Origin of the sequence: Microbacterium sp. 22303 (assembly GCF_052045265.1) — a bacterium.
GTDB lineage: Bacteria > Actinomycetota > Actinomycetes > Actinomycetales > Microbacteriaceae > Microbacterium.
Genome location: NZ_JBQEOQ010000003.1, coordinates 66,654 through 90,464 on the forward strand (window position 1 = coordinate 66,654; position 23,811 = coordinate 90,464).

Genomic DNA, 23,811 nt, shown 5'->3' on the forward strand with positions numbered 1-23,811 from the left:
GTCAGCTGAACCCGACGACTCTGCGTGCAACATGGTACGCGAACGTCGTGGCCCGCCGTCCGGCGAGGCCGGGCAGATTGCTTGTCGTGCCGATCAGGGTGCGACGCATACGCGTGTAGAGCCACGGGTTCTCGGCACGCACCTCACGCCAGAACGAGTCACGCTGGAGGAGGTGCTCGGAAGTCCCGGCCCGTGCCAGCGTTGCGCTCGTCACAGCGCACACCCCCTCGACATGATGCAAAAGCGCCCGGTGCAGCTGGCGCGGGATGACGCCGCGCGCCACCTCCTCAGGCTGCGGCAAGGCTGCCAGTGCGAGCCTATTGACGAGGAGCTGTTGGTCGACGCGGCGCACCATGACGTCGGGGGCGACCGACTGCCCATCACGACCGATGAAGTAGCGGTAGAGCGGGATCGGCAGGTAGCGCATGCGGCGCACGTGCGCGAGCGGCTTCACAACGAAGAGGTTGTCGACGTAGAAAGTGTGCTCGGGCAGATGCAGCCCGCTCGTTCGCAGGAGATGCGTGCGATAGGTGATGGCGTGCATCATCAATACGTGGCGGCGTCCAAAGCGTTCTGTGTCGCTCCACGTGAAGACGCGGTCGGACGGGAACACGGCGTCGAACCGGGCGAGCCGAGGCGCTTTGCCGACTCGCTCGTGGACGAAGTCGGTGAAGACGGCGTCGACCGCGTCCTTTGACTCGAGCATCGTCAGCTGTCCAATAAGGGTGCGCAGGGAGGAGATGTCGAGCCAGTCGTCGGCGTCGAGCACTTTGAAGAACACGCCTCGAGCGGCGGCGAGTCCCGCGGTGATCGCGCCGCCGTGTCCACGGTTGGGCTGGTGCACGACACGCACACTGTCAGGGTGCTTCTGAGCCCAGCGATCGGCGATCTCCCCGGTGTCGTCAGTCGAGCCGTCGTCGATGACGACGATCTCGACCTCGCTAACCGTCTCGAGTCCCGCGAGTGCGCGATCGAGGTAAGCCTGCGCGTTGTACGCGGGTACGACGATGGACAGAAGCGGCACGGCACGCACTGTACCGGATGGATGGGTCACTTCGATGCGCTCTCAGCCGTCTCTCCCGCGATCTCGACAGTGACGGGCACCTGGCGGAAGATGACCTTGAATATCGGGTAGAAGACCCAGAACGAGATCGCGGAGTTGATGATCATCGTGAGGACGTCGGCGACGACCGAGCCGGACGCTCCCCAGGTGATCGTCTCCATAAAGAACTCGTAGATCGGCGCCTTGTAGAAGCCCTGCGCTGTGGCAGCGACGAAAGTGATCACGATGTACGCAATGGTGTACCACATCGCCGCGATCCAGACGGAGGTATTCGATTTGAACGTGATGTTGCGCTGGAGGAAGAAGTTGATGACCTGCGCAATGAGCAGCGTGATCTGTACGGCGAGGAAGTACGCGAGTCCGCCGCCGCCCTCCGGTAGGGGGCCAGCCGCGTAGTCGAACATGTAGTACTGGCTGCCGTCGATGTTCGACCCGACGGGAAGCACCTGGAAGCCGACGTTCACGAAGTCGGAGAATGTGTCGAAGCCCCAGCGAAAGATCGGCATGAGCGCGAGCTGCAAGACAGTGACACCGTTGGACAGCAGGAAGAACATGATGAACTTCGACATCTCGGGCCGCCCGGCTTGGAAGCCGACCCACCACTTCTTGACGTTGGTGAACATCACTGACTCCTTTTCGTGGCCGCGGCGTAGAACGCCTTTCTCGTCACCCTCTCGTCACGCCAACCGCCGAAGAAGGCGGCGACGACACGACACAAGCCCCGAAAGGTTTGGCCGTTCACGAGCGTGAGGATGGCGAGGGTGAGGCGGCGGGTGGCCAGCCCTCCGCTCATCTTGGAAATCACCCGGAACGGCCCATTCAGCAAGAACAGGATGTTCAGATCGGGCATGCCAGCGGTCTCCGCCTTGCGGCGGCGACCGTCGAGGATGCGGAAGAAGAAGCGTCCGAGCGGGCTGCGCGCATCCGCAAGACGCTCCATCGGATCGTTCTGGCTCAGCGGCCCGTCTGCCGACCTCGCATCCGGGATCGGGCGGCCGAGGAGTTCGGTGAACGCCGTATCGTCCATGCCGCCAACGTGCGGGAGACTTGCGAGCGCGACGACGGCGGGGAGCGGCGGCAGAGTGACCCCGTCGCGCTCGATCGTCGTGCGGAGCGCCAGGGCACGCACATGGGAGCCCACGGCGACCTCGTAGCGTCCCGCCTCGACCCGCCAACTATCGCTCGGCGCATCGAAGAACCGGAACGTGCGCTCGCCGAACGGGAGTGACACGCGCCGGGACTCCCCCGGCTCCAGTCGCACCTTCACATAACCTTTGAGCTCGCGGACGGGCCGCAGCACACCGCTCCCCCCGATGCGACCGATGTACAGCTGAACGACTTCGGATCCGGCACGGTTCCCCGTGTTCGCGACGGTGACGCGTGCCCCGTCGGAGTCGACCACGAGGTCGCGGTATGCGAAGGTCGTGTAAGAAAGGCCGAAGCCGAAGGGGAAGGCCACCGGGATCTCGGCCGTTTCGTAGAAGCGGTACCCGACGAAGGGACCCTCGCGATATTCGACAGTGCGTCCGCGGCCCGGGAAGTGCTCCGCCGTCGGCGTGTCTGAAAGGGCCAACGGCATCGTCTCTGCGAGGCGTCCGCTCGGGTCGACGGCTCCCGTCAGCACGTCCGCGATCCCCTCCGCTCCGGCCTGGCCGCCGAGGTAGGCGTGCAGAAGGGCAGCGGTCTCGCCGATCCAGGGCGTCTCGACCACACCCCCCGCACTGAGCACGACAACCGTTTTCGGGTTTACGCGCCGGATCTCGCGCAGCAGAATGACCTGGTCTTCGGGGAGAGCGAGGTTCGAACGGTCGAGCCCCTCCGACTCCGCGATCTCCGGCAACCCGAGCGCGAGCACGACGACCTCCGCACGGCGCGCGAGCGCGATCGCCTCATCACGGAGTGTTTTGTCGGGCCTGCCGTCCCGGCGGAACCCCTCCGCGACGCCGACGACAGATACGGGTGACGCCTCGAGCGCCGTGGCGAGCGTTGTCACGCGCGTCGCATTGACGAGCGACGATCCCGCCCCCTGAAAGCGGGGCACGGTCGCGAAGGGTCCGATGAGGGCGACGCCTGCTCCCGCGGCCAGCGGCAGCAGCCCGTCCTCGTTGCGCAGCAGCACCGCAGACTCCGCGGCAGCGCGACGCGCGAGCGCGTGGTGGGCGTCGAGGTCCACGGTCGCAGTAGGCTGCGCGGTCACGCGATTGATGAGGCCAACCAACTCCGCGACTCTGGCGTCGAGGTCGGCGACGGCAAGCCGGCCCGACTCCACGGCCGCGACGATCTGCCTCGCCGAGTCGAAGCCGGGCGACGGCATCTCGAGAGTGCCTCCGGCCGCGACCGCGTCGACAGCGTCGTTGCCACCACCCCAGTCCGACACGACGGCCCCGTCGAAGTCCCACTCGGCACGGAGGATGTCGAGTAGCAGATGCGGGTTCTCGTGGGCGTACACGCCGTTGACGAGGTTATAGGAGGACATGATCCCCCACGGTGCCGCCTCGCGCACAACGATCTCGAAGGCCGTCAGGTAGATCTCACGCAGTGTGCGCTCGTCAAGAACGGAGTCGCTGACCATGCGGCGCAGCTCCTGGCTGTTGACCGCGAAGTGCTTGGGCGTCGCGGCGACGCCAGCCGACTGAATACCGCGTACGTTGGCCGCTGCGAGGCGGCCCGATAGTTCCGGGTCCTCGGAGAAGTACTCGAAGTTGCGGCCGCCGAGCGGGCTGCGCTTGATGTTGAGGCCCGGCCCCAGCACGACGCCGACACCCTGCGACGATGCCTCGCGCCCGAGAGCGGTGCCGATCTCCTCGGCCAGTTCGTCGTCCCAGCTGCACGCGACGGTGGCGGCGGTAGGGAAGCACGTCGCCGGTTCTGAGCCGTTGATGCCGAGGTGGTCGGCTGAGCCCACCTGCTTGCGCACGCCATGCGGGCCGTCCGCCAGCCAGACAGCCGGTAGGCCAACCCGCTCAATCGCCCGCGTCTGCCAGGTGTTCGCTCCGCTAAGTAGCGCCGCCTTCTCCAGGAGGCTCAACTCGGCCACGAGCGTGATGGTGTCGATCACAGTGGAACTTTCTTTGTATGGACGAACGACGTCAGTCATCGGAATCCCGCCGTTTTGGCAGCATTGGATTGGGACGGGTGCACCTCGACAGGTTTGCTCATCGGGGTGGGCAAGCAGTTCGCCCGCCTGCCCGCCCCGATGAGTCGGCCCCTCCGCTATGGGGTCGCGAGGTCCTGATGTTGCGCTGCACCTCGGAGCTTGCGAGAGCGACGGACAGTCCAGATGCTGCCCAGAGCGAGCGCGACCACGACGACGCCATTGATGACGATGGCTACCACCTGCCAGGGCGGCAGGCCCTGACGTTCGACGGACCCATCATGGACCCAGCTATTGACCACGGTGTACATGATGTTCTTCGTCGCCCTACGGAGCTCTGTCACCGTCGTCGGCGCCGAGTCATCGTGCACTCCGTTCGGAACTCCTCCTACCGTGGCCAACATCGCGTCGCCGCCGTTCACGAGCGCCTGATCGAGGTTCTGGAACCCGTTTCCGCTGGCGTCCGTGTAGTCAGTGAGCACGAACCCTCGGAATCCCCACTCTTCCCTCAGGACGGTCTGGAGCAGGCTCTTCGACGCACCGGCCCACCTCGGGCCGATGTAGTTCCAGCTGCTCATGACCGCAGTCGCATCACCTTCCTTGACGGCGATCTCGAACGGCTTCAGGTAGATCTCGCGTGTTGCCTGCTCGTCCGACCAGATTGACACGAAGAAGTTCTTCGTGTCGTAGAGAGCGAAGTGCTTGATATACGCGAAGACACCCTTTGATGCCGCCCCCTGCACGGCACTGGCAGCAATCTTCCCTGCCAAGACGCCGTCTTCCGAGAAGTACTCGAAGTTGCGGGCACCGAACGGGACCCGATGCGTGTTCATTCCGGGCGCGTACCACCCCGCGCTATTCAGTTCGCGAGACAGGTCGCCCATGATCTCGCCATACCGGTGGGCGAGGTCCTGATTCCACGTCGACGCGATCATCACTTCCACGGGGAACCCGAGGGAGCCTTCGTTCGTGAATGGGTTGTTCACGGCCGCGGGACCATCGGAGTCGATCGTGGAATTGAGGCCGACCGAGTCGATGGCAGCGGTCTGGTAGCCCGCTACGCTCGTCACGGCCACCATCTCCGCAACCGTCAACTGATCAAGCAACGGCTCCCACCGCGGGTCGTCAAAGTCTGCGCCGCGGAGATCTGACACTTCCACACCGTTGTTGGCTCCCGTGACAGGCGCCTCGGCGTCCGGGTTCAGATCACTCTTGTAGTCGTAGTTCTTGTTGTTGACATACTCCGACGCCCACGGTTCTTGAAGCGTCGATCCCTGCGGGGCAGCTGTCGCCACGGAGTAGTTCGCGAACTGATCTGCTCGAGACAGGAAGGTCACATCGCCCTCCACATTCTGGAACTGGTTGCTCGCCGTAAGATCGTCACTCGCACGGCCAGCATCCCCGTCATACCGGACAGTGTCGGTTGCAACATAGGTCTGCGTGTCGATGACGGTGTGCGAATCGCTGTTGATCGAGATCTTGTATTCGCCGGCTTCGAGGACGTATGCCCCATCCCCGCTTTCGTCATACGAGGCCAGATCTTCGGCCGCGATGGTGAAGTCAAGCTCGACTGAAGCACCTGGTGCGAGTTCGTCCGTCTTATCGAAGGCGATGAGGTTCGCAGACGACTTCTCGATTCCCCCGTTCGTGTACGGCGGGTTCGAGTACACCTCGACGACGTCCTTGCCCGGGACCGCGCCGGTGTTGGTCACCGTCACCGTGAAAGTGAGCTTGCCGTCCGCGACCGTCAATGCAGACATCTGCTGAGTGAACGTCGTGTAGCTGAGCCCGTGCCCGAAGGGGTACTGCACGGCAGCGGCGTAGTCGATGGCGCCTTCAGCGGCCGCGGTCTCGTAGTACCGGTAACCCACGTAGATACCGTCGGAATAGTTCATGAAGGCCGGGACCATCTTCCGGCCATCGAAGTCCACGACACCGAGGGCTGTCAGGTTGTCATACTCGCGGGCGACCTGGTTGTTCCACCACGGAGCCTGCTTGAGGTCGCGCGGGAAGATATCAGCAGTGCGCCCGGACGGGTTGATCTCGCCGGCAATGATCTTCCCCAACGCGTCGAAACCGACGTGCCCAGGAGGGGGAGACCACAGAACAGACTTGATCTGCGGATACTGGTCCACAAACCCGAGCTCCATGGGGTTTGCACCGTTATATACGAGCACGACGTCGTCGAAGTTGGACGTGACCAAGTCGATCATGTCCTGCTCGGTCTGAGAGATCTGTAGCGAGTGCTCGCCCGGCTCGAAATCGTTATACGAGGATGAATTCTGCTGGAAATCAGTCTTCGTCATGTCGGTCGGCATGTCGGTGTCACCCTCGCTGGCGACACGTGCGAGGACGATGACAGCGACGTCTGAGAAGTCTTTGGCATCCGAGAGCAGCGAATCGGGGTAGGTGTCAGCGGGAGGCTCCGGGAATGCCCACGTCTGCTTTTGAATCGTCATCTCCGGACGCTCGGCCATGTACTCGGTGTAGAAGTCTTGAAGCTTGTGGTTCGTCTCGATGCCGTTGTTTTCCAGGCCATCGACGATGCTTACCGCCGGATACAGATCATTGATGCTTCCTGATCCTCCGCCGCCGTACACCGGCTCGGTGGAAGACCAGCCGAAGAGATTCACCTTTTTCGTGTCGTTGAGCGGAAGCAAGGCATCGTTCTGAAGAAGGACGATCCCTTCCGCGGCGAGATCCTCCGCCACGACGGCTGCGTCAGCGGTGGTCTCCTTTGATACCTTCCCGTCGCCGGTAGCAAGTTGAATCAACGTGGACATCGGCCCAAAGGCGACCATGTTCGCGACGACGACCACCCCGAGAACCATTGCGATCGTCGAACCGCCCCTGATGAGGGTGCGTTGTGGGCGCGGGCGGCGTCGGGCTAGCAAGAGCGCAGCGAGACCGAGCACAAGCACGACCCCCACAGCGATGAGATAGGGAGCGAGGAGCTGGACGACCGCAGCCACATCTCCCATGTCAATATTGAGCATTCACTTCTCCACTTCGTCGGGGCAGGGCACACGCCACGCAAAGACGCGCGGCCTCCGCCCAGCTTCGCAAACTCGAACCCTGCCGAAGGCGCTAGCTACACAACCTGTCAATTACGGCGGGCGAATTGTCTCCGGCGGCGTGTCCCGCTCTTGGTTACCGATTGGGTGCGACGTTGCCGTTCCCGCATAGATGCGGCTGACGCGGTCCAGACCAACGGACGAAGCTGGTCGTCGTGCGCGTCCAGGCAGACGTCGATCGTCGTCACATGGTTGGGGACACGGCGGAAGACGACGAAACCGAGGGTCTCTCGTTCTCCGACCGTCGTGACACCGATGAGGACATAGAAACGGAACCCCGTCGATACAGCTCCTCCTCGACCGACCTCGTTCCTATTCTCTCGATCTTCCCCGGAATGCCGCGGAATCCGACCAGTCGGATTCCGCAGCTTGCCAACCTCGTTCTCCCTCGATCCGGGCCGTTCGTGGGTCACAACTGAGGCCGAGGACTCCCGGGACATCGAGGTCTCGAGACCACGCTCCCGCCGGCCAAGTGACGTCGGTTCTCCCCCGCTGTCACGGGGACCGTTCCAGCGCAGAGCACGTGGATCGGTGCTCGTGTCACCGATCGAGTGCATGGAACCCTTCTGCTCCATAGAGGAACAAGCGGCGGAGTTGATGCCGCGGCATGACTAGGATCGCGCGTCGTGGTAGACACATGCGTGCGCTTGTTCCATAGTCGACTCGCCTACGAATAGAGTCGCAACTTTCGCACCCCATAGGCGGCGCCCGTACCGGGCAGGTTCTAGGGCAGACCATCCGTGCACTCGCGACTGCCGCCCGACCAGTCCAACCTCATGAGCTCGACGGTTCACTCACTCGCGCCGTCCGATTACTCGTCGACGCCCGCCCTTGTTCGGCGGGGGGTGATGGCGAACCGCCCGGCAACGTGACGCATTGTGGGCGCACGAAGGCTCCTCGGATGACCCTTGATGGGAACGGCGCGGGTACCACCGTCGACTGATTCCACCGCGAGAACCTAACGTGCACCTAGTTCGCGGCGAAACCATCGGGTGCCGTTGCAGCTGGGGATGTTGCCTCGTGCGCGGGTCCCTCTTCGGCGGCGGCGCGACCGCGGGCGCAGACGTCCCGCTGTACGCGCCAATCTTCGCCGAAGCGGCCCCGCGAGCGCATGGCATCCGACGCCCTCAAAAATGAGCATACCGGAAAGGCGTCGGCATTGCCCGCGCTATCCCACGGTGCCGTCACGATGGCGCACCGTGGGGTCACGGGCTTCTTGTCGTCTGGGGACCGGCACGGTCTGCCAAATGCGGGCTCACCGAGGATCCTGCCAGCCGTTTTCGGACTCGCGATGCAAACAACTCGGGGTGCACCGCCGGCCCGTTCCCATCGACAGTGGCGAATCGACTCCCCCGAAGTCGACGCCTACGGGCGGCCGCACATTGCCACTCCCACCAGCTACCTCGTCGGTACGTTAACAACTCAATATGGTCTCACGCGCGCACCTTCCGTAATCGTGCCAATCGACGCCAAGCCGTCGTCAGATCAGTTGAAAAACGTTCAGCCGTGCAACCCAGCCGAGGGTGTTGTGTATCGTCCTCGGCTGCCAACACTGAGGTCGATGGGGTCGCCGTACCAGGTCATCCCGTTGGGGATGTCAGCGGGTTGCCATTCGATCGGGTCCCAATCCGGGTCGAAGATCTGGTAACCGCCGGAGTACAGTTCGACGCGGTGGTCGGAGCCGGGGTCGTGGATGTACAGGTACATGGCCTGGCCCACGCCGTGCTTGCCGGGGCCGACGCCGTACTCGATGTCGAGGTCGCGGATCCGGTCGGCGGCGGTGAGGACGTCGTGGTAGTTCTCCAGGTTGAACGCGACGTGGTGCAGACGAGCGTTTTCCTCGAGCCGGTTCGCGCCGATGGCGAGGTCGTGCATCTGCGAGGTGACCGACATCCAGGACGCCATTACCGTGGTGGGGTGGTCGGGCATCATGATGAACTCGCGCCGCTTGAAGCCGAGGTTCTCCCGCAGCCAGGCCTCGGCCTGGTTGATGGTGCCCGGGCTGGTCTGCACGTTGAAGTGGTCGATGCGGCGCACACCGAGCCCGCGGCGGCTGGAGCTGCTGGAGGGCAGCTTGGAACGGATGGACTCGGCCGCCCGGGGCTTGTCGATGTCGTAGTACAGCTCAAACGGGTGCTCGCTCCACGGCACCAGGAACCGGATCGCCTCGCCTCGGCCGCGTTGATGCCCAGAGGACAGCTGGAGGACCTCGATGTCGCTGTCGACCAACTGGTCGTGGAACAGCTCCACGTCCTGCTTGCGAGCCACCCGGAAGCTGTACGCGTTGACACGGGCGTGGTCTTGCTGGGTGAGCACGAGCGAGTGGTGGATGAGCTCCTGGTAGCCGCGGAGGTAGGCGACGCCGACATCCTGATGGACGATCTCCATCCCGAGCAGATCGCTGAAGAACCACAACGACTTGGTCAGGTCGGTGACGCCGAGGTTGATGGCGCCGGCCTGCGCGATCTGCGGGCCGGGGTCGTAGGTGTTGCGTGTCATGATCGTGTGTCTTCCTGGTTCAGGTCTGCTGTGCTTGGAGGGTGAGGGCGATGTCGGTGAGCATGTCCTCCTGTCCGCCGACGAGTTTGCGTCGGCCGGCTTCGATGAGGATCTCCCGGGCGTCGACGCCGTAGTTGGCGGCGGCGAGCTCGGCGTGGCGAAGGAAGCTGCCGTAGACACCGGCGAACCCGATGGTGAGGGTCTCCCGATCTACGCGTACCGGCCGGTCCTGCAGGGGGCGGACGAGGTCGTCGGCGGCGTCCTGCAGGGCGAACAGGTCGCAGCCGGTCTCCCAACCGCGCAAATCGCTGACCGCGACGAACGCCTCGAGCGGGGTGTTCCCTGCCGCGGCGCCCTGACCGGCGAGGGACGCGTCGACCCGGTAGGCGCCTTCCTCGACCGCGGCAATCGAGTTCGCCACGGCCAGCGACAGGTTCTCATGGGCGTGGATGCCGACCTGCGTGCTCGCCTTCAGGACGTCCCGGTAAGCGCGGATCCGGTCACGGACGTCGTCGGTGGTGAGCCGGCCGGCGGAGTCGGTGACGTACACGCAGTGCGCCCCGTACGACTCCATCAGCTTCGCCTGCTGAGCGATCTCGCCTGGGGTGAGCATGTGCGCCATCATCAGGAACCCGGACACGTCCATCCCGAGATCGCGCGCTGCGGCGATGTGCTGCGCGGAGACGTCCGCCTCGGTGCAGTGTGTGGCGACCCGCACGGAGCGGACGCCGAGGTCGTAGGCCTTACGGAGTTCCTCGACGGTGCCGACGCCGGGCAGCAGAAGGGTGGTGATGATCGCGTTGTCTGCGTTCTCGACGGCGGCGGCGATCCATTCCCAGTCGGTGTTCGAACCGGGCCCGTAGTTCAGGCTGGACCCGGCCAGCCCGTCGCCGTGGGTGACTTCGATCGCGGCGACACCGGCCTGATCGAGGGATTTTACGATCTGCCCCACTTTGTCCGGCGTGATGCGGTGCCGGAGAGCGTGCATGCCGTCGCGCAGGGTGACATCTTGGACGTAGATCTTGCCGGGGGTACTGGTGTTCATCGGGCGGCCGCTTTCGTTCGTTGAGCGATCTTCTCGGCCACACGCATCGCGGCAGAGGTCATAATGTCGAGGTTCCCGGCGTAGGCGGGTAGGTAGTGGGCGGCGCCCTCCACCTCCAAGAACACGGTCACCTTCGTATCCACCGGCTGCGCATCGTCGGGGAGGAGGATCTGCACCTCTGTGGGGTCGACGGGGGTGAACTGGACCTCCTGCACGAGCCGGTATCCGGGCACGTAGGTCGCGACCTCGGCGACCATGTCCAGGATGGAGGCGGTCACCTGGTCGCGGTCCGCGCGCCGGATCAGCGCGTAAACCGTGTCGCGCATGATCAGCGGCGGGTCGGCGGGGTTGAGGATGATAATCGCTTTCCCCCGACCGGCGCGACCCACATGCTCGATGGCGTGCGCGGTGGTCTCGGTGAACTCGTCGATGTTCGCTCGGGTTCCGGGGCCGGCTGACTTCGACGACACCGACGCGACGATCTCCGCATACGGGACGTCGGTGACGCGGGAAATCGCGGCGACGATCGGGATGGTGGCCTGCCCGCCGCAGGTGACCATGTTCACGTTCGGGGCATCCAGGTGCTCCTCCAGATTCACTGGCGGAATCACGAACGGACCAATCGCAGCCGGGGTGAGGTCGATGAGGCGGCGGCCATGCGCGGCGAGAAGTCTCGCGTTGGCGATGTGCGCACCCGCGCTGGTGGCATCTAGCACGATCTGGACGTCTTCGAACTCGGGCATCCTGACCAACCCGGCCACTCCCTCGGCAGTGGTGGCGATGCCCAGCCGTCCGGCGCGAGCCAGGCCGTCGGAGGCGGGGTCAATGCCCACCATGGCTCTCACTTCGAGGTTCTTAGAGCCACGGAGGATCTTGAACATCAGGTCTGTGCCGATGTTGCCGGACCCGACGATGGCAACGCCTGTCTTGTCGGTCATTTCTGTTCTTCTCTCTGCGTGAAACGAGCGGTCACGGATCCCAGCGGCGTGATGTCCGCGACGAAGACGTCACCAGGTCGAACGGGCACCATCGGGCCGAGCGCGCCGGACAGCACCAGGTCGCCGGCGCGCAGAGGTGAGCCGAACTCGATCGCCGTGGCCGCGAGCCACGCCAACGCGTTCAGCGGGTCGCCCAAGCAGGCGCGGCCGGTGCCTTCCGAGACGACATACCCCCCGCGTCGCATCGACATCATCACCTCGGCGGGCTCGACACGGTCAAGCGGTGTCCCGGTACCGCCAATCACGAAGACACCGGAGGACGCGTTATCGGCGACTGTGTCCGTGATCCCGATCCTCCAGTCCGCGATGCGGCTGTCCACGATCTCCAGTGCCGGAAATGCGTACGCCACAGCGTTGCGAACTGTGACTGGGTCGGACCCGTCGAGAATGTCGTTCTTCAGGAGGAAGGCCACCTCAGCCTCGGCCTTCGGCTGCAGCAGGCGAGAGATCGGGATCAACTCGTCGCTGTCGTACCGCATGTCATCAAACAGCACCCCGAAGTCCGGACGGTCCACCCCGATCTGCTTCTGCACGGCCTCCGAGGTCAACCCGATCTTCCGGCCAACGACCCTCGCGCCCTGCGCGATCCGCCGCTCGGTCAGCACCTGCTGCGTCCGGTAGGCCGCGTCGATATCCACCGCGCCGAGGAACTCGGCCACCGGGTCACACGGCTCGCGGGTGATGAAGGCTCGTTCCAGAGCGTTGGCGGCGGCGGTGACCTGCCCGGCCTCGACCGCGGTCATCGTTGCCTGCCCAGGAACTCGAGGGCGACCTCATCGAAGCGTTCCTGTTGCTCCCACTGCGGCCAGTGGCCGGCGTTCTCGATCAGCTGGAACTCGCCGCGCGGGATTTTCTCCGCCATCTCAAGCCCCGCTTTCGCCGGCCCCGACGGGTCGTTGCTGGTCCAGATCACCAACGTGGGTGCTAGCACCGCTGCGAGTTCAGCGTCGGTGACCATGTTGCGACGGCGCACCTCGGGATCCTGCATGCACAGAATGTGCTGCATCGATTGTCGGAATCCCGGACGGGAGTACACGCCCTGTCGGATGCGGACCAGCTCGTCCGTGACGGAGGACGGGTCGGCCATCAGCCACTCCAGTCGAGCGCGGATGCGGTCCGTGCTCGGATCGTCGGCAGCAGCCTGGGAAAGGGACCGGATCCGCTCCATGACCTCCGGTGTCGCCATCGTCCCTCCGGGGGTGTTCAGCACCAGCCGGTTCACCCGCTCAGGGTGTGCGGCGGCGAACTTGATCGCTACCCACCCGCCGAGGGACTCGCCGCTCATGTGGGCGCGGTCGATGCCGAGCACATCCATCAGCGCGAGGAGATGCTCGATGTAGTCCTCGATCTCCAGGTCCACCGTCGCGAGAGTCGTCCATCCGTGACCGGGATAGTCGAAGAGGATCACCCGGTAGCGCTCTCCGAGGGCTCGGAGGTTCTTGGTGAACGCCTCCAGGTGACCGCCAGTGCCGTGCATGATGATAAGCGGCTCGCCGTCACCGTGTTCCAGCACGCGTGTAGACCAGGGCCCCACGGGGATATGCCGGATGCTGTAGTCAAGGCCTTCCAGGTCGGTCCAGAGTGTCATCGTCTGTCCTGTTCGTCGTCGGTGCGCCACACTGGCAGTGGCGGGCGTACGGTGGTCGGCGCGAGCGCGCCGCTGGTGTCGGTTCCGGTGAGGTAGAGCGCACGGATGCTGTCCATCAGGCCGTCGTCGGTCGCGGCACCCGAGAGCGCGACCGTGCCGAGCTCGAGGACGGTGGCGTGGCTGGCGAGCTCGAGTGCCATCGTGGCGTTCTGCTCAATAAGGAGCACGGTCGTGCCCCGACTGTTGATGTCCCGGATGACGTCCATGATCCGGCCGACCATCTTCGGCGCGAGGCCCAGGGAGGGCTCGTCGAGCATCAGCAGGTCGGGGCCGGTCATGAGTGCGCGGCCGATCGCGAGCATCTGCTGCTCCCCGCCGCTGAGGAAGCCGGCAGGCCGAATGCGGCGCTCGGCGAGCACGGGGAACAGTGTGTAGATCGTCTCGATGTCCGCGGCATCTCCGTGGTGGGCGCGTTGCCGACCGGTCAGCAGATTCTCGTGCACGGTCATCCGGGCGAAGATGCGACGTCCTTCGGGTACTTGGGCGACGCCCGCGCGTACGGTGTCGGCCGGCGCTCGACCCGCGAGCTCCTTCCCCGCCCAACGGATGCTGCCCGTGACCCGCGCCCCGTGAGGGGTGGTGTTGCCGCTGATCGCGCGCAGGAGCGAGGTCTTGCCCGCACCATTGGCGCCGAGCAGCGCCGCGATCGAGCCGCGCCGCACCCGAATATCCACACCGCGCAGCGCCACAACAGCGCCATAGCGCAGGCGCACATCGGTGAGCACGAGACCATCCACGGGTGCGGGCGACTCGACCGTCGGGTTCATCGCGCTGCGTAGGCTTCCTGCGCGTCCGAGGACGCGTACGGTCCGTCGACGATGACCAGCCCACCGGGCTCGTCGGCGGCGCGGGTGAGGTACTCCTCCGCAGTGGCGGCCTTCGCGGGATCGGAGAGATCCAGCTCGGGGGTGACGCCGGTCTGCAGGGTGGAGATCTCCGAACGGGCGCCCAGCACCCCGGCGCGGGTCAGATCACCGTTCTCGCATGCCTTCTCCAACACGGCGTCGAGGGCGAGGGCCTCCGAGTACTCAAGCACGATCTGCAGGCTGGGATTTTCGTCCGGGTACGCGGCTAGGTAGGCGTCGCGGAACGCGGCGGCGTCCTCGTTCTCGAACGGTGCGGCGGGGAACGCCACGTACAGGTGCTCACGCAGCGCATCTCCGGCGGGCGTGTCCAAGAGCCCCGCCGTCCAGGTCGGAGTCGACCCGAGCAGCGGCACGTCCAGTCCCGCGGCCTCTGCGGCAGCAGCGGCCGAAGCCAGCTGCGGCGGCGACCCGGAGATGACAATCGCTTGCACGTCACGGCTCTGCAGGTCGGCGACGGCTCCGGTCAGGTCGGTGATCGCCGGGGTGATCTGGATCGGCACGACGGTGGTGTCGTGAGCGTCCGCGTACTCGTTCACACCCTCGAGGACACCTTCACCGTAGGCGCCCTCCAGGTAGATATGTCCGATCGTTCCACCGTCGCTGATCAATCCCTGCTCTTGCAGGTAGCCGAGACCGTTCAGCGCCTCCAGATCGAACGTGGCGCCGGTGATCAGGATGTGCTCGTCGCCGAGCAGCTCCTGCCCCTGTCCGTGCGTCACGACCAGCATGTCGTCCGCGGCCAGGGAGTCCGCGAGCGCGGTCGTGGGTGCCGAGCCGAGGATGTTCTGGAACGCAAGCACATCCGGGGACATCTCGGTGTACAGCGACACCGTGTTCTGCACGTTGTACGCGTTGTCCTTCACGTCGAGGGAGACGGTGAACTGCCCGCACACTCCCCCGTCCGCGTTTCGCTGATCCCAGTAGACCTGCGCGGCCTGGGAGAGTTCCTTGCCGATCGCGGCGAACGGCCCCGAGAGGTCCACGAGCATCCCGAGAGTGATCTCGCCGCCCGAGACGCCGGCGCCGGTGACGACGTCGCCGGTGTCTGCGGGGGCTGGCGCGTCGACCTTCGGACTGCACGAGGTGAACAGCACAGCGGCCGTGATCGTAGCTACGGCCAGCGCGGGGATCGATCGATTCATAAGGTGACCTCCTTGTCGTGGGATGGATCGATGGAGCCCGGCATCCGGCCGGGCTCGGGCGTGTGAGGGGCGCGGCGCAGGACCGGCACGAATCGGGGAAGTCCTCGGCGGCGAGACCACAGTGCGGCGATACCGGCGGGCTGGAGCAGCAGGACGAGGATCAGCACGAGCCCATAGATGTAGCGGGAGAGCGACGCCGGGGTCAACGCCGGCGTCACGACCTCAACGACCTCCGAGTACCGCTGCAACAGCAGCGGCACACCGGTGACGAAAGCAGCACCGGCGATGGATCCGCCGATGCTTCCGAGCCCGCCGATGACAATCATCACCAGGTACTGCACCGATAGTTCCATAGTGAACGAGACCGGCGCGATGCTGCCGACGAACAGGGCGAACAGCACACCCGCCAGGCCCGCGAAGCCCGAGGAGAGGACGAAGGCATGGCGCTTCCACGCCCGCACGTCGATGCCGGTCACCGCGGCGGCCAGCTCCTGATCGCGAACCATCCGCAACGCCCTGCCGGGGCGGCCGCGCAGGAGGTTGCGCGCCGCCCAGGCACACGCGATCAGCAGCACCACGCCCAGATACCAGAGACGCTCGAAGCGCTCGAAAGGAACGCCGAGAACGATCACATCGCCGGAGTTGCTGAAGGGGAAGCCGAACAGCGAGAAGTCGGGTGTGGAGCGTCCTTGGAATCCACCGGTAATGGCCACGAGGGTGGCCAGCAGCCATTGCCCGATGAACACCAGTGCGAGGCTCGCCACGCCGAGGTTGAGGCCGCTCAGACGGCTCGCCATCGGACTGACGGCGAGCCCGACGAGACTTGTGACCACCACGGCGGCGACCAGCGCGATCTCGGGCGATACCCCGAGTCCTGCGGGACCGGAGGCCGGGGAGGGATCGCCAGCGAGGTAGCAGTAGGTGACCGCGCCGATAGCGATGAAGAAGGCATGCGCGAGGCTGAGCTGCCCCGCCGCACCCGTGAGGATATTCAGGCCGATCGCGCCGATCGCGGTTCCACAGATCGCGAACCCGACCCGCAACGCGAACGTGTCCAAATAGAGCGGTGCGATCAGCAGGAGAACCGCGGCCCCGACGATCGCGACAGCGAAGAGAACTCGGGTGAGCACGCCACGACGATCAGACACGCGTCACCCCCCGTTCGCCGAACAGACCCTGCGGGCGAATCAGCAGCACCACGAAAAGAAGCAGAAAGGGCACGACCGCCGCGAACCCTCGCCCGAGGATGCCGAGCTGGTCCTGGTATCCCGTCGCGACCGTCTCGGCCACACCCACCAGCAGCCCCCCGACGAGCGCCCCGGTGGTGGAGGTGAGACCACCGATCACGGCCGCAGGGAAAGCGACCAGCGCCAGCCCGGCCACGGCAGGCGTCAGGCCAGGCGTCGGCGACCCGGTGAGGAACACCGCGGCGATCGCCGCGAGAATACCGGCGACGGCCCACGAGGTCGCGGTGACCCGGCCGAGCCGGATCCCGACCACCGCGGCGGCTTCACGATCCTCGGCCACCGCACGCATCTGCACACCCCAGGAGGTGTACCGCAGGGCCAGCAACAGCACGGTGATCACGATGACCGCGACGACGAGGCCGACGAGACGGTTCACGGTCACGCCGATGCCGGCGATCTGCACGACCGCCCCACCCCACGGCTGACCGAGTTCCCAGATGTCTGCACCCAGCAGCGAGGTGAGCAGGGTCAGCAGCAGGATATCCACCCCGATGGTGACGATCGTCGCCGGCACCGCGGCGGTACCCAGTGGCCGGATCAGGAAGCGTTCAATCAGCATCGCCAGCGCGGCAGTCAGCAGGATCGCGAGTAGCGTCGCGGGCCAGAACCCCCATGCGCCCTGAGTCGCCGCGATCGTGTACGCCGCGACGAGCACGAGCGAGCCGTGCGCGAAGTTGAGCACGGTGCTCGCCTTGTAGATGATCACGAAGCCCATCGCGACCAGCGCGTACATCGCGCCCAGCGAGACCCCGGCGATCAGCAGCGATGCGAGCTTCATGCGACATCCTCCTCATCGCCAACTCCCAAGTAGGCGTGCGCGACCGCGGGATCGGCCCGCACCCGATCCGGAGAGCCATCGCTGATGCGGCGACCGAAGTCGAGCACGGTGACGTGGTCGGAGATCGACATCACCAGCCCCATGTCGTGCTCGATCAGCAGCACGGTCAGATCGAGCGCGTCACGCAAGTCACGGATCAGCGCCGTCATCTCCGCAGTCTCTGCGGGGTCCAGGCCCGCCGCCGGCTCGTCGAGCATGAGAAGCCGCGGTTCCATGCAGACTGCCCGGGCGACGTCGACGAGTTTCTGGCGTCCGTACGGGAGAGTGCGAACGGGGCGATCCAGATCGTCGGATATGCCGACATAGGCAGCGATCTCCACCACTCGGTCGAGCTGGCGGTCTTCATTCTTGCGCGCCGCGGGGAACTGCAGCATCGTGGCACCGATGCCGGTGCGCATGAGATGGTGGCGGCCGACCATGAGCGCCTCTCGCACCGATTCCCGGCCCGCTGCCCCCACGTTCTGGAACGATCGGCCAATTCCGAGAGCGGCGATGCGATGCGGCCGCATCCCGGTCAGGCGCCGACCGTCGAGCGACACACTGCCCTCAGCGGCCCGGTAGACACCGGAGATGACATTGAACAGCGTCGACTTCCCCGCACCGTTGGGCCCGATGACCGCGTGGATACTGCCCGGCGCGACCTCGAGGTCGACGCCGTTGAGCGCGACCAGGGAGCCGAATCGGACGGTGGCACCATGCACGCTCAGGGCGGCGCCGGTCATGGGCGGCTCGCTCTCGTACTCGCGGCTGCTTCGGCGGGGGCGGAGGCGTGGCGCAGGAAGTCGCTGACCATCTGCGATGCCCCATGCACCGGTGCGGCACCACCGACAATCCGATCCGGCCGTACCAGCACCACGGATTCTGGGTGCACGTCGAACCATTTCTTCAGGGTTCCGTCGGCATCCCCGACGACCTTCACGTCGCTCTCGGCACGGGAGCCGGGCTCGTCCCAGGCCAACTGGACGGCGGGGCGGGCGGCGATCAGCCGGATCCCCGCCGCACGCGCTTCGCGCAGCGTGCCTTCGTCGAGGATCACGGCGGGGTTGTTGTTCCACGCGATCAGCGCGAACCAATTCCCGATGGCATCGTCCATTCGTACCGGCCCGCCGTCCCTGGTGGTCACCATCGGCTGTGGGAACAGGCGGCCGACAGGCGAGTTCTCGGTGGCGGCGCCGAGCTTGCTGATCGCGCCCTCACGGATCGTCGGCATGGGCTTGAACCGCATCTGGACGATATAGGTCTTCAGACGAGGCACAAGTGACACCGTGCGGAGGAACACGTTGCGCGCGGCCGCAGTGAAGCGGTTTGTGACCGAGATAACCCGGCCCACCCAGGTGGACAGTTGGATCATCGCCTTCACATGATCGCGGCGCTCGAGGTCGTACGTGTCGAGAAGTCGCTGGTCCGCCTGTCCCCGCACGACCATGGCGAGTTTCCAAGCGAGGTTGAAGCTGTCCCGCAGACCACTGTTGTATCCCTGGCCCTGCCAGACCGGCATCAGATGCGCCGCGTCTCCGACCAGGAAGACCCGCCCCTCGCGAAAGCGCTCGGCGATTCGTGACTGGTGCGCATAGACGCGACGGCGGATGATGTCCACTCGCGAGCCTCGGGGGATGAAAGGCGCGAGCAATTCCTCGATGAACTCGTCCCGCTCCGCATCTGCCGCCGTCTCACCCTTCTTGATCATGAACTCGAACCGGCGGATGCCGTGCGGGATGCTGATCGACGCATATGGCCGGCGGGGATCCGCCCCCACATACGCGCCGGGGTGGCCGAGGGGGTCGTCACGAATGTCCACCACGAGCCAGTCCGTGGAGGCGGTAGTCCCTGGAAAGCCGATCCCCATCGCCTTTCTGGTCGCACTGCGCCCGCCGTCGGCGCCGACGACGTACTGCGCACGCAACTCGCGGACGCCATCGGGTCCCTCGACCGTGAGCGTCACCCCGGAGCCGTCCTGCATCATGCCGGTGACGGTGCTCGACCACAGCACCCGGACATCGTTGAAACGCTGCAGCCCCTCCAGCAGCACCCTGTCCGCGAGCGGCTGTACGAACCCGTTGCGGCGCGGCCAGCCGAAGTCCGCCATCGGCGGGGCGATGCGGGCCAGATCCTTCCCCTTGCTGTCCACGAACACCAACAGCTGGTTGGGTACCGTGTGCGGGAGCACTGCGTCGGCGAGCCCAACGCTCTGAAAGGTCCGGAGCGTCTCGTCGTCCATCCCGACGCCGCGGGGATAGTCGATCAGCTCATCGCCGGATTCGATGACCACGACCCGCACGCCGTATCCGCCGAGCAGGTTCGCCGCCATCAGCCCGGCAGGGCCGGCACCGACCACGATCACCTCCGCATCGAAGCGGGGATCGGCGGATTCGGGAGGAAGCGACATCTTTGTCCTTCAAGATCGATCAATAAGTGAAACAACGATTCTCGTTATTTGATACTTGAGAATACGAGTGACGATGGGAGGTGTCAAGTCGCGCCAGTCCCGACTCGGGGGCTATGCTGGAATCGTGCAATTATCGAGACACCCGGAGTCGGCGACGCGGGACGGAAACCAAACCCTCGCGCGTGGTCTGCGCGTCTTCCTCGCCATCGCGGACGCTGATAACGGGATGACGGTCCCGCAGGTGGAGGAGATGCTTGGTGTGCATCGCTCCATCGCCTACCGGCTGCTGCAGACCTTGAGCGACTTCGGGCTGGTGTCCCGCGGCCGCAAAGGCGTGTATCTGCCAGGTGCGCGGCTGGCTACGCTCGCAGACAGTTACCTCCCATCCCTGCGCGAGATCGCGATTCCGTTCATGCGCCGACTCGCCGATCAACTGCAGTCCACGGTGGCGCTGTTCGTCGAGCAGGGCACCGACGCCCTCGCGGTGGCGATGGTGGAGCCCACGACGTCGCGCCACCACATCGCATTCCAGTCCGGGATGTGGACACCGATGGACAGGGGCTCCGCGGCCTACGCAATCCTGGCCGGCAGCCCCCCGGTCGACGGTGAGCCCGACGCGGTTCGGATCGCCCGGGAGAACGGCTATGCCCGCAGTCACGGAGAAGTCGAGATCGGCGAGTACGGCGTCGCGGCATGGATCCCGCTGGCAGCCCCCCTACCCAGAGCCTGTCTGAACGTCATCACACACCGTCCCGACATCGCCGAGTCGGTTGGCCCGGAGGTACGCAAGGCTGCGGACAAGATGGGCGCCGCCCTGCTCGCGTCCACTGCCTGACACGGTTTACCCCTCGGGGAGCAGGACGTACGAGAAGTCTGAGCGGTCCCGGAGCGCATCACTGGTGGTGACCACGCGCCGCTCGGTGAAGCCGAAGTCGCGGGCGGTACTGTCGGTGATCGATCGCCCAGACACCGTCCCGGCGCGACCAACGGTCGAGATACCGGCCGTAGGCGTGGCGGATCGTGGACGCCTCGCCAATCAGTGGCTCGACGAGCAAGATATGATCCTGCGGCTCGCTGACCGCCGCGTCGGTGTCGATCCGGACCACGACGTTCATCGCCTGCTGAGAGGTGAAACGGAACTGAAGATGCAGACGGTTCGTCCACGCCACGAAATCGTGCGCTGAGCCGGCGACGATGTCGGGCCCGTAGGCTACAGTGCCATCGCGGTGCCACACCGACCGTGCGAGGGCATCGTCGATGCGGTCATCGCCCGGCAGTATCGGGAGATGGCATCGAGCTGCGCCCGGGCATCGAGATCCGCGGCGTGCCCGGGATCCGCGTCAGCCATGCTCCCCTGCTCGTCGGGGGGCCGTCGCGGCGGGCAAGTGTTGCGCGATGTGGTTGGCGGCGATGTATCCGAAGGCCATCGATGGTCCGATCGTGGCGCCGGCGCCGGCGTAGCTTCGCCCCATCACCGATGAGGCGGCGTTGCCGGTGACGTACAGGCCATCCACGTTGGTGCCATCCTCCCGCAGGGCTCTGCCGAGCTCGTCGGTGACCACACCGCCGTTGGTTCCCAGGTCGGACAGCATGATCCTGAACGCATAGTAGGGGCCACCGTGCAACGGTGCGAGGCTCGGGTTCGGGAGCGTGACATCACCGTAGTAGCGGTCGTAGGCGCTCTCGCCGCGATGGAAAAGCCTGTCGGTTCCCATCACGGCGTCCTTGTTGTATCCCTGCACGGTGCGTTCCAGAGCCTCCGCGGGGACGCCGATCTCCCGGGCCAGCTCCGCGATGGTCGACGCCGAGCGGAACGAGTCTGACTGTCGCCAGGCCTTGGGCGGCCGGTGCCCGGTCGGGGCTGGCGCGAAGGGGATCTTCGGCAATGGGAGGTGTCCGAAGATCACGTACCGGCGCCAGGACCAGTCGTCGGTGATGTACCAGGACGGGATGTGCTGGACGCCGGCCTCGTGCTTGGCGATCATCTCGAAGCCGAAGTCCTCGTACGGTGCGGCTTCGTTGATCCATCGTTCGCCGGCGCCGTTGACGATGATCTGTGCGGGGAGCATTCGCTCGTTCAGGCTGAACTGGATGCGCCCCGGCCCCCACTCGACCGCGGGAAACCACCAGGCGCTGTCCATCGTGTCGGTGGCAGCCCCGACCTCGACGGCGGCCGCGATGCCGTCTCCGGTGTTCGATTTCGCACCCAGGCTCACCTCTGCACGCGCGGAGGGCTGCCAGGTCTTTCGCATCTGCGCGTTGTGATCGAACCCGCCTGCCGCGATGACCACGCCTCCGCGGGCCCGGACGTGCACGGGGACACCGTCGCGTTCGACCTCCGCGCCGACGACCTGGCCGTCCTCCACGAGGAGGGACGTCATCGGAGAGGACAACCACAGATCGATGTCGCGCTTCTTGACGGCGAGCATCAGGCGTGCCATGAGCGCCTGGCCGATGGTCGTGATGCGCTCACCCGTGAGGCGAGCGCGGACCATACGCCAGATCAGTTTCACGAACAGCCGCTTCCCCGCCCAGGTCTGCCGGAGCCGGTAGAAGTCGGGCAGCTCGTCGGGTCCGATCCACATTCCCCGCGGCGTCACCCCCAACGGCGGGTGGAGGCGCTTGGCGTCCTCACCCAGCGACCGAAGGTCCACCGGCGGGACGTTGATGGTGCTGCCCAGGTCCGATCCGTCGGGATGGTTGGGGTAGTAGTCGGGGTAGCCCGCCTTCCAGACGAACTGCAGATCGGGGTCGAGGTTCTCGAGGAACTCGAGCATCCGCGGCGCCTCCCTAACGTATGCCCGCAGTCGCGCGTCGGACACGATCCCGTCCGTCACTGCCTTGAGGTAGCGGAAGGTCGCCTCCGGCTGGGGGCGCTGCCCTTTCCGGACCTGCGCCGGGGCGCCCGGCACCCAGATCCCTCCACCCGACAGCGATGTCGAGCCTCCGTACCACGGCGCCTTCTCCACGACGAGGGTGCGCAGACCTTTGCTCTGCGCTGTGAGCGCCGCAGTGAATCCCCCAGCGCCGGCCCCGATGATCAGGACGTCGACCTCGGCGTCAAATCCGTTCCCGGTCATCGTGCGGGCCTTTCGTCGAGGTATGCGGTGAGGATCTGAAGGAACTGTTCTGTTTGCTCCAGCTGGGGGCAGTGTCCGGAGTCGGTGACGATCACCGACTCCGCGTCCGGCAGCCGTGCAGCGAGTCGTCCCGCCCAACCCGGGGGTTTGAGCTTGTCCTTGTCTCCCTCGATGACCAGCACCGGCACCGTGACGGCCGCATAGTCCAGATCGCCTGCGCCCGCGGACTGGTGGCCGGGCCTTCGGAATCTCGCGGATGCGACGGCCTCCCAGGCGCCAGGACGGACGCTGGAGTCGTATCGTCGCTGAACGTATGCGTCATCGTCAGGGTAGCGCTCGTCGTGGAAGAGCGCGGCGACGATCCTGCGCATCCCGCCCAGCGTGGCGTCGTAGTCCATCAACGCAGCCATGTGCTCGTTACTCAGAATCTCTCCTCCGCCGCAGATCGAGACCAGCCTGCGCAGGGGAAGCACGGGCGTGGCGGATGCCGCGTCCGCCAGCAGCATTGCCCCGCCCATCGAGTTGCCGACGAAGTCCGCGCTGTGAACCCCGAGCGCCGCGCACAGCGCGGCGATGTGCTTCAACCGCCACCCGCGCCCATCGACGAAGTCGACGACCTTGGCGGATTGCCCGAACCCGAGGATGTCTGGAGCAATCACCCGGCGGCTCTGGGCGAGCGCATCGATGACGTGTTCCCACGCGAGTTCCGCGCTGCCGCCGAACTCGCCACCGTGCAGAAGGACGAGCGGTTCGCCGGAGCCGGCCTCGAGGAAGCTGGTCTCCAGCCCGTTGAGGGTGAGGGTGCGGTGTTCCCAGGTGTGTGCCATCTGC

General features: G+C 65.7%; 19 protein-coding genes. 1 reads left to right on the top strand and 18 read right to left on the bottom strand.

Annotation, left to right across the window (positions count from 1 at the left end; translation table 11 throughout):
• Position 1 precedes the first annotated feature (1 nt).
• The 15 genes from ACTJI8_RS09895 to ACTJI8_RS09965 all read right to left on the bottom strand — a co-directional run bounded on the left by ACTJI8_RS09895 (position 2) and on the right by ACTJI8_RS09965 (position 19,900).
• A complete protein-coding gene (locus tag ACTJI8_RS09895; protein ID WP_440733264.1) occupies positions 2 to 1,024 on the bottom strand; it encodes a glycosyltransferase family 2 protein in 1,023 nt (340 codons plus the stop codon).
• Between the two features lie 26 nt (positions 1,025 to 1,050).
• Positions 1,051 to 1,686, bottom strand: a complete 636-nt coding sequence (locus tag ACTJI8_RS09900; RefSeq protein ID WP_440733265.1) for a hypothetical protein — start codon at positions 1,684 to 1,686, stop codon at positions 1,051 to 1,053.
• Positions 1,686 to 4,121, bottom strand: a complete 2,436-nt coding sequence (locus tag ACTJI8_RS09905; protein ID WP_440733266.1) for a beta-glucosidase family protein — start codon at positions 4,119 to 4,121, stop codon at positions 1,686 to 1,688. The genes ACTJI8_RS09900 and ACTJI8_RS09905 overlap by 1 nt, the downstream gene beginning before the upstream one ends.
• A gap of 155 nt (positions 4,122 to 4,276) precedes the next feature.
• Entirely contained in the window at positions 4,277 to 7,153 is a 2,877-nt protein-coding gene (locus ACTJI8_RS09910; protein WP_440733267.1) for a glycoside hydrolase family 3 C-terminal domain-containing protein, read from the bottom strand.
• Between the two features lie 1,578 nt (positions 7,154 to 8,731).
• Positions 8,732 to 9,730 carry a VOC family protein gene (locus ACTJI8_RS09915; protein WP_440733268.1) on the bottom strand — a complete coding sequence of 333 codons (999 nt, stop codon included), beginning with the start codon at positions 9,728 to 9,730 and terminating at the stop codon, positions 8,732 to 8,734.
• A gap of 19 nt (positions 9,731 to 9,749) precedes the next feature.
• Positions 9,750 to 10,775, bottom strand: coding sequence for a 4-hydroxy-2-oxovalerate aldolase (dmpG, locus tag ACTJI8_RS09920; protein ID WP_440733269.1), 1,026 nt, complete (start codon positions 10,773 to 10,775; stop codon positions 9,750 to 9,752).
• On the bottom strand, positions 10,772 to 11,713 hold the full coding sequence (locus ACTJI8_RS09925; RefSeq protein ID WP_440733270.1) for an acetaldehyde dehydrogenase (acetylating): 942 nt from the start codon (positions 11,711 to 11,713) through the stop codon (positions 10,772 to 10,774). The genes dmpG and ACTJI8_RS09925 overlap by 4 nt, the downstream gene beginning before the upstream one ends.
• The gene (locus ACTJI8_RS09930) at positions 11,710 to 12,516 is read right to left on the bottom strand and encodes a 2-keto-4-pentenoate hydratase (RefSeq protein ID WP_440733271.1); all 807 of its coding nucleotides are present in this window, start codon (positions 12,514 to 12,516) and stop codon (positions 11,710 to 11,712) included. The genes ACTJI8_RS09925 and ACTJI8_RS09930 overlap by 4 nt, the downstream gene beginning before the upstream one ends.
• Positions 12,513 to 13,391: an alpha/beta fold hydrolase gene (locus ACTJI8_RS09935; RefSeq protein ID WP_440733272.1), complete on the bottom strand. Its 879-nt coding sequence runs from the start codon at positions 13,389 to 13,391 to the stop codon at positions 12,513 to 12,515. Before ACTJI8_RS09935 ends, ACTJI8_RS09930 begins: the two co-directional genes overlap by 4 nt.
• Positions 13,358 to 14,188: an ABC transporter ATP-binding protein gene (locus tag ACTJI8_RS09940; RefSeq protein ID WP_440733273.1), complete on the bottom strand. Its 831-nt coding sequence runs from the start codon at positions 14,186 to 14,188 to the stop codon at positions 13,358 to 13,360. The genes ACTJI8_RS09935 and ACTJI8_RS09940 overlap by 34 nt, the downstream gene beginning before the upstream one ends.
• Positions 14,185 to 15,429: an ABC transporter substrate-binding protein gene (locus ACTJI8_RS09945; RefSeq protein ID WP_440733274.1), complete on the bottom strand. Its 1,245-nt coding sequence runs from the start codon at positions 15,427 to 15,429 to the stop codon at positions 14,185 to 14,187. Before ACTJI8_RS09945 ends, ACTJI8_RS09940 begins: the two co-directional genes overlap by 4 nt.
• Complete coding sequence (locus tag ACTJI8_RS09950) at positions 15,426 to 16,577, bottom strand: branched-chain amino acid ABC transporter permease (protein ID WP_440733275.1); 1,152 nt, start codon at positions 16,575 to 16,577, stop codon at positions 15,426 to 15,428. Before ACTJI8_RS09950 ends, ACTJI8_RS09945 begins: the two co-directional genes overlap by 4 nt.
• Positions 16,570 to 17,454 (bottom strand): branched-chain amino acid ABC transporter permease, encoded by an 885-nt coding sequence (locus tag ACTJI8_RS09955; protein WP_440733276.1) that lies wholly within the window; start codon positions 17,452 to 17,454, stop codon positions 16,570 to 16,572. The genes ACTJI8_RS09950 and ACTJI8_RS09955 overlap by 8 nt, the downstream gene beginning before the upstream one ends.
• Entirely contained in the window at positions 17,451 to 18,236 is a 786-nt protein-coding gene (locus tag ACTJI8_RS09960) for an ABC transporter ATP-binding protein (protein ID WP_440733277.1), read from the bottom strand. The genes ACTJI8_RS09955 and ACTJI8_RS09960 overlap by 4 nt, the downstream gene beginning before the upstream one ends.
• The gene (locus ACTJI8_RS09965; protein WP_440733278.1) at positions 18,233 to 19,900 is read right to left on the bottom strand and encodes a bifunctional 3-(3-hydroxy-phenyl)propionate/3-hydroxycinnamic acid hydroxylase; all 1,668 of its coding nucleotides are present in this window, start codon (positions 19,898 to 19,900) and stop codon (positions 18,233 to 18,235) included. The genes ACTJI8_RS09960 and ACTJI8_RS09965 overlap by 4 nt, the downstream gene beginning before the upstream one ends.
• 73 nt (positions 19,901 to 19,973) lie before the next feature.
• On the opposite strand from ACTJI8_RS09965, the gene ACTJI8_RS09970 reads away from it, so the two are divergent.
• Entirely contained in the window at positions 19,974 to 20,735 is a 762-nt protein-coding gene (locus tag ACTJI8_RS09970) for an IclR family transcriptional regulator (RefSeq protein ID WP_440733279.1), read from the top strand.
• Positions 20,736 to 20,793: 58 nt separating this feature from the next.
• On the opposite strand, the gene ACTJI8_RS09975 is transcribed toward ACTJI8_RS09970, so the two are convergent.
• From ACTJI8_RS09975 to ACTJI8_RS09985, 3 genes are all read right to left on the bottom strand, one after another.
• Positions 20,794 to 21,135: a nuclear transport factor 2 family protein gene (locus ACTJI8_RS09975; protein WP_440733280.1), complete on the bottom strand. Its 342-nt coding sequence runs from the start codon at positions 21,133 to 21,135 to the stop codon at positions 20,794 to 20,796.
• Between the two features lie 105 nt (positions 21,136 to 21,240).
• On the bottom strand, positions 21,241 to 22,980 hold the full coding sequence (locus ACTJI8_RS09980; RefSeq protein WP_440733281.1) for an FAD-dependent oxidoreductase: 1,740 nt from the start codon (positions 22,978 to 22,980) through the stop codon (positions 21,241 to 21,243).
• Positions 22,977 to 23,807, bottom strand: a complete 831-nt coding sequence (locus ACTJI8_RS09985; RefSeq protein WP_440733282.1) for an alpha/beta fold hydrolase — start codon at positions 23,805 to 23,807, stop codon at positions 22,977 to 22,979. Before ACTJI8_RS09985 ends, ACTJI8_RS09980 begins: the two co-directional genes overlap by 4 nt.
• Positions 23,808 to 23,811: the final 4 nt, after the last annotated feature.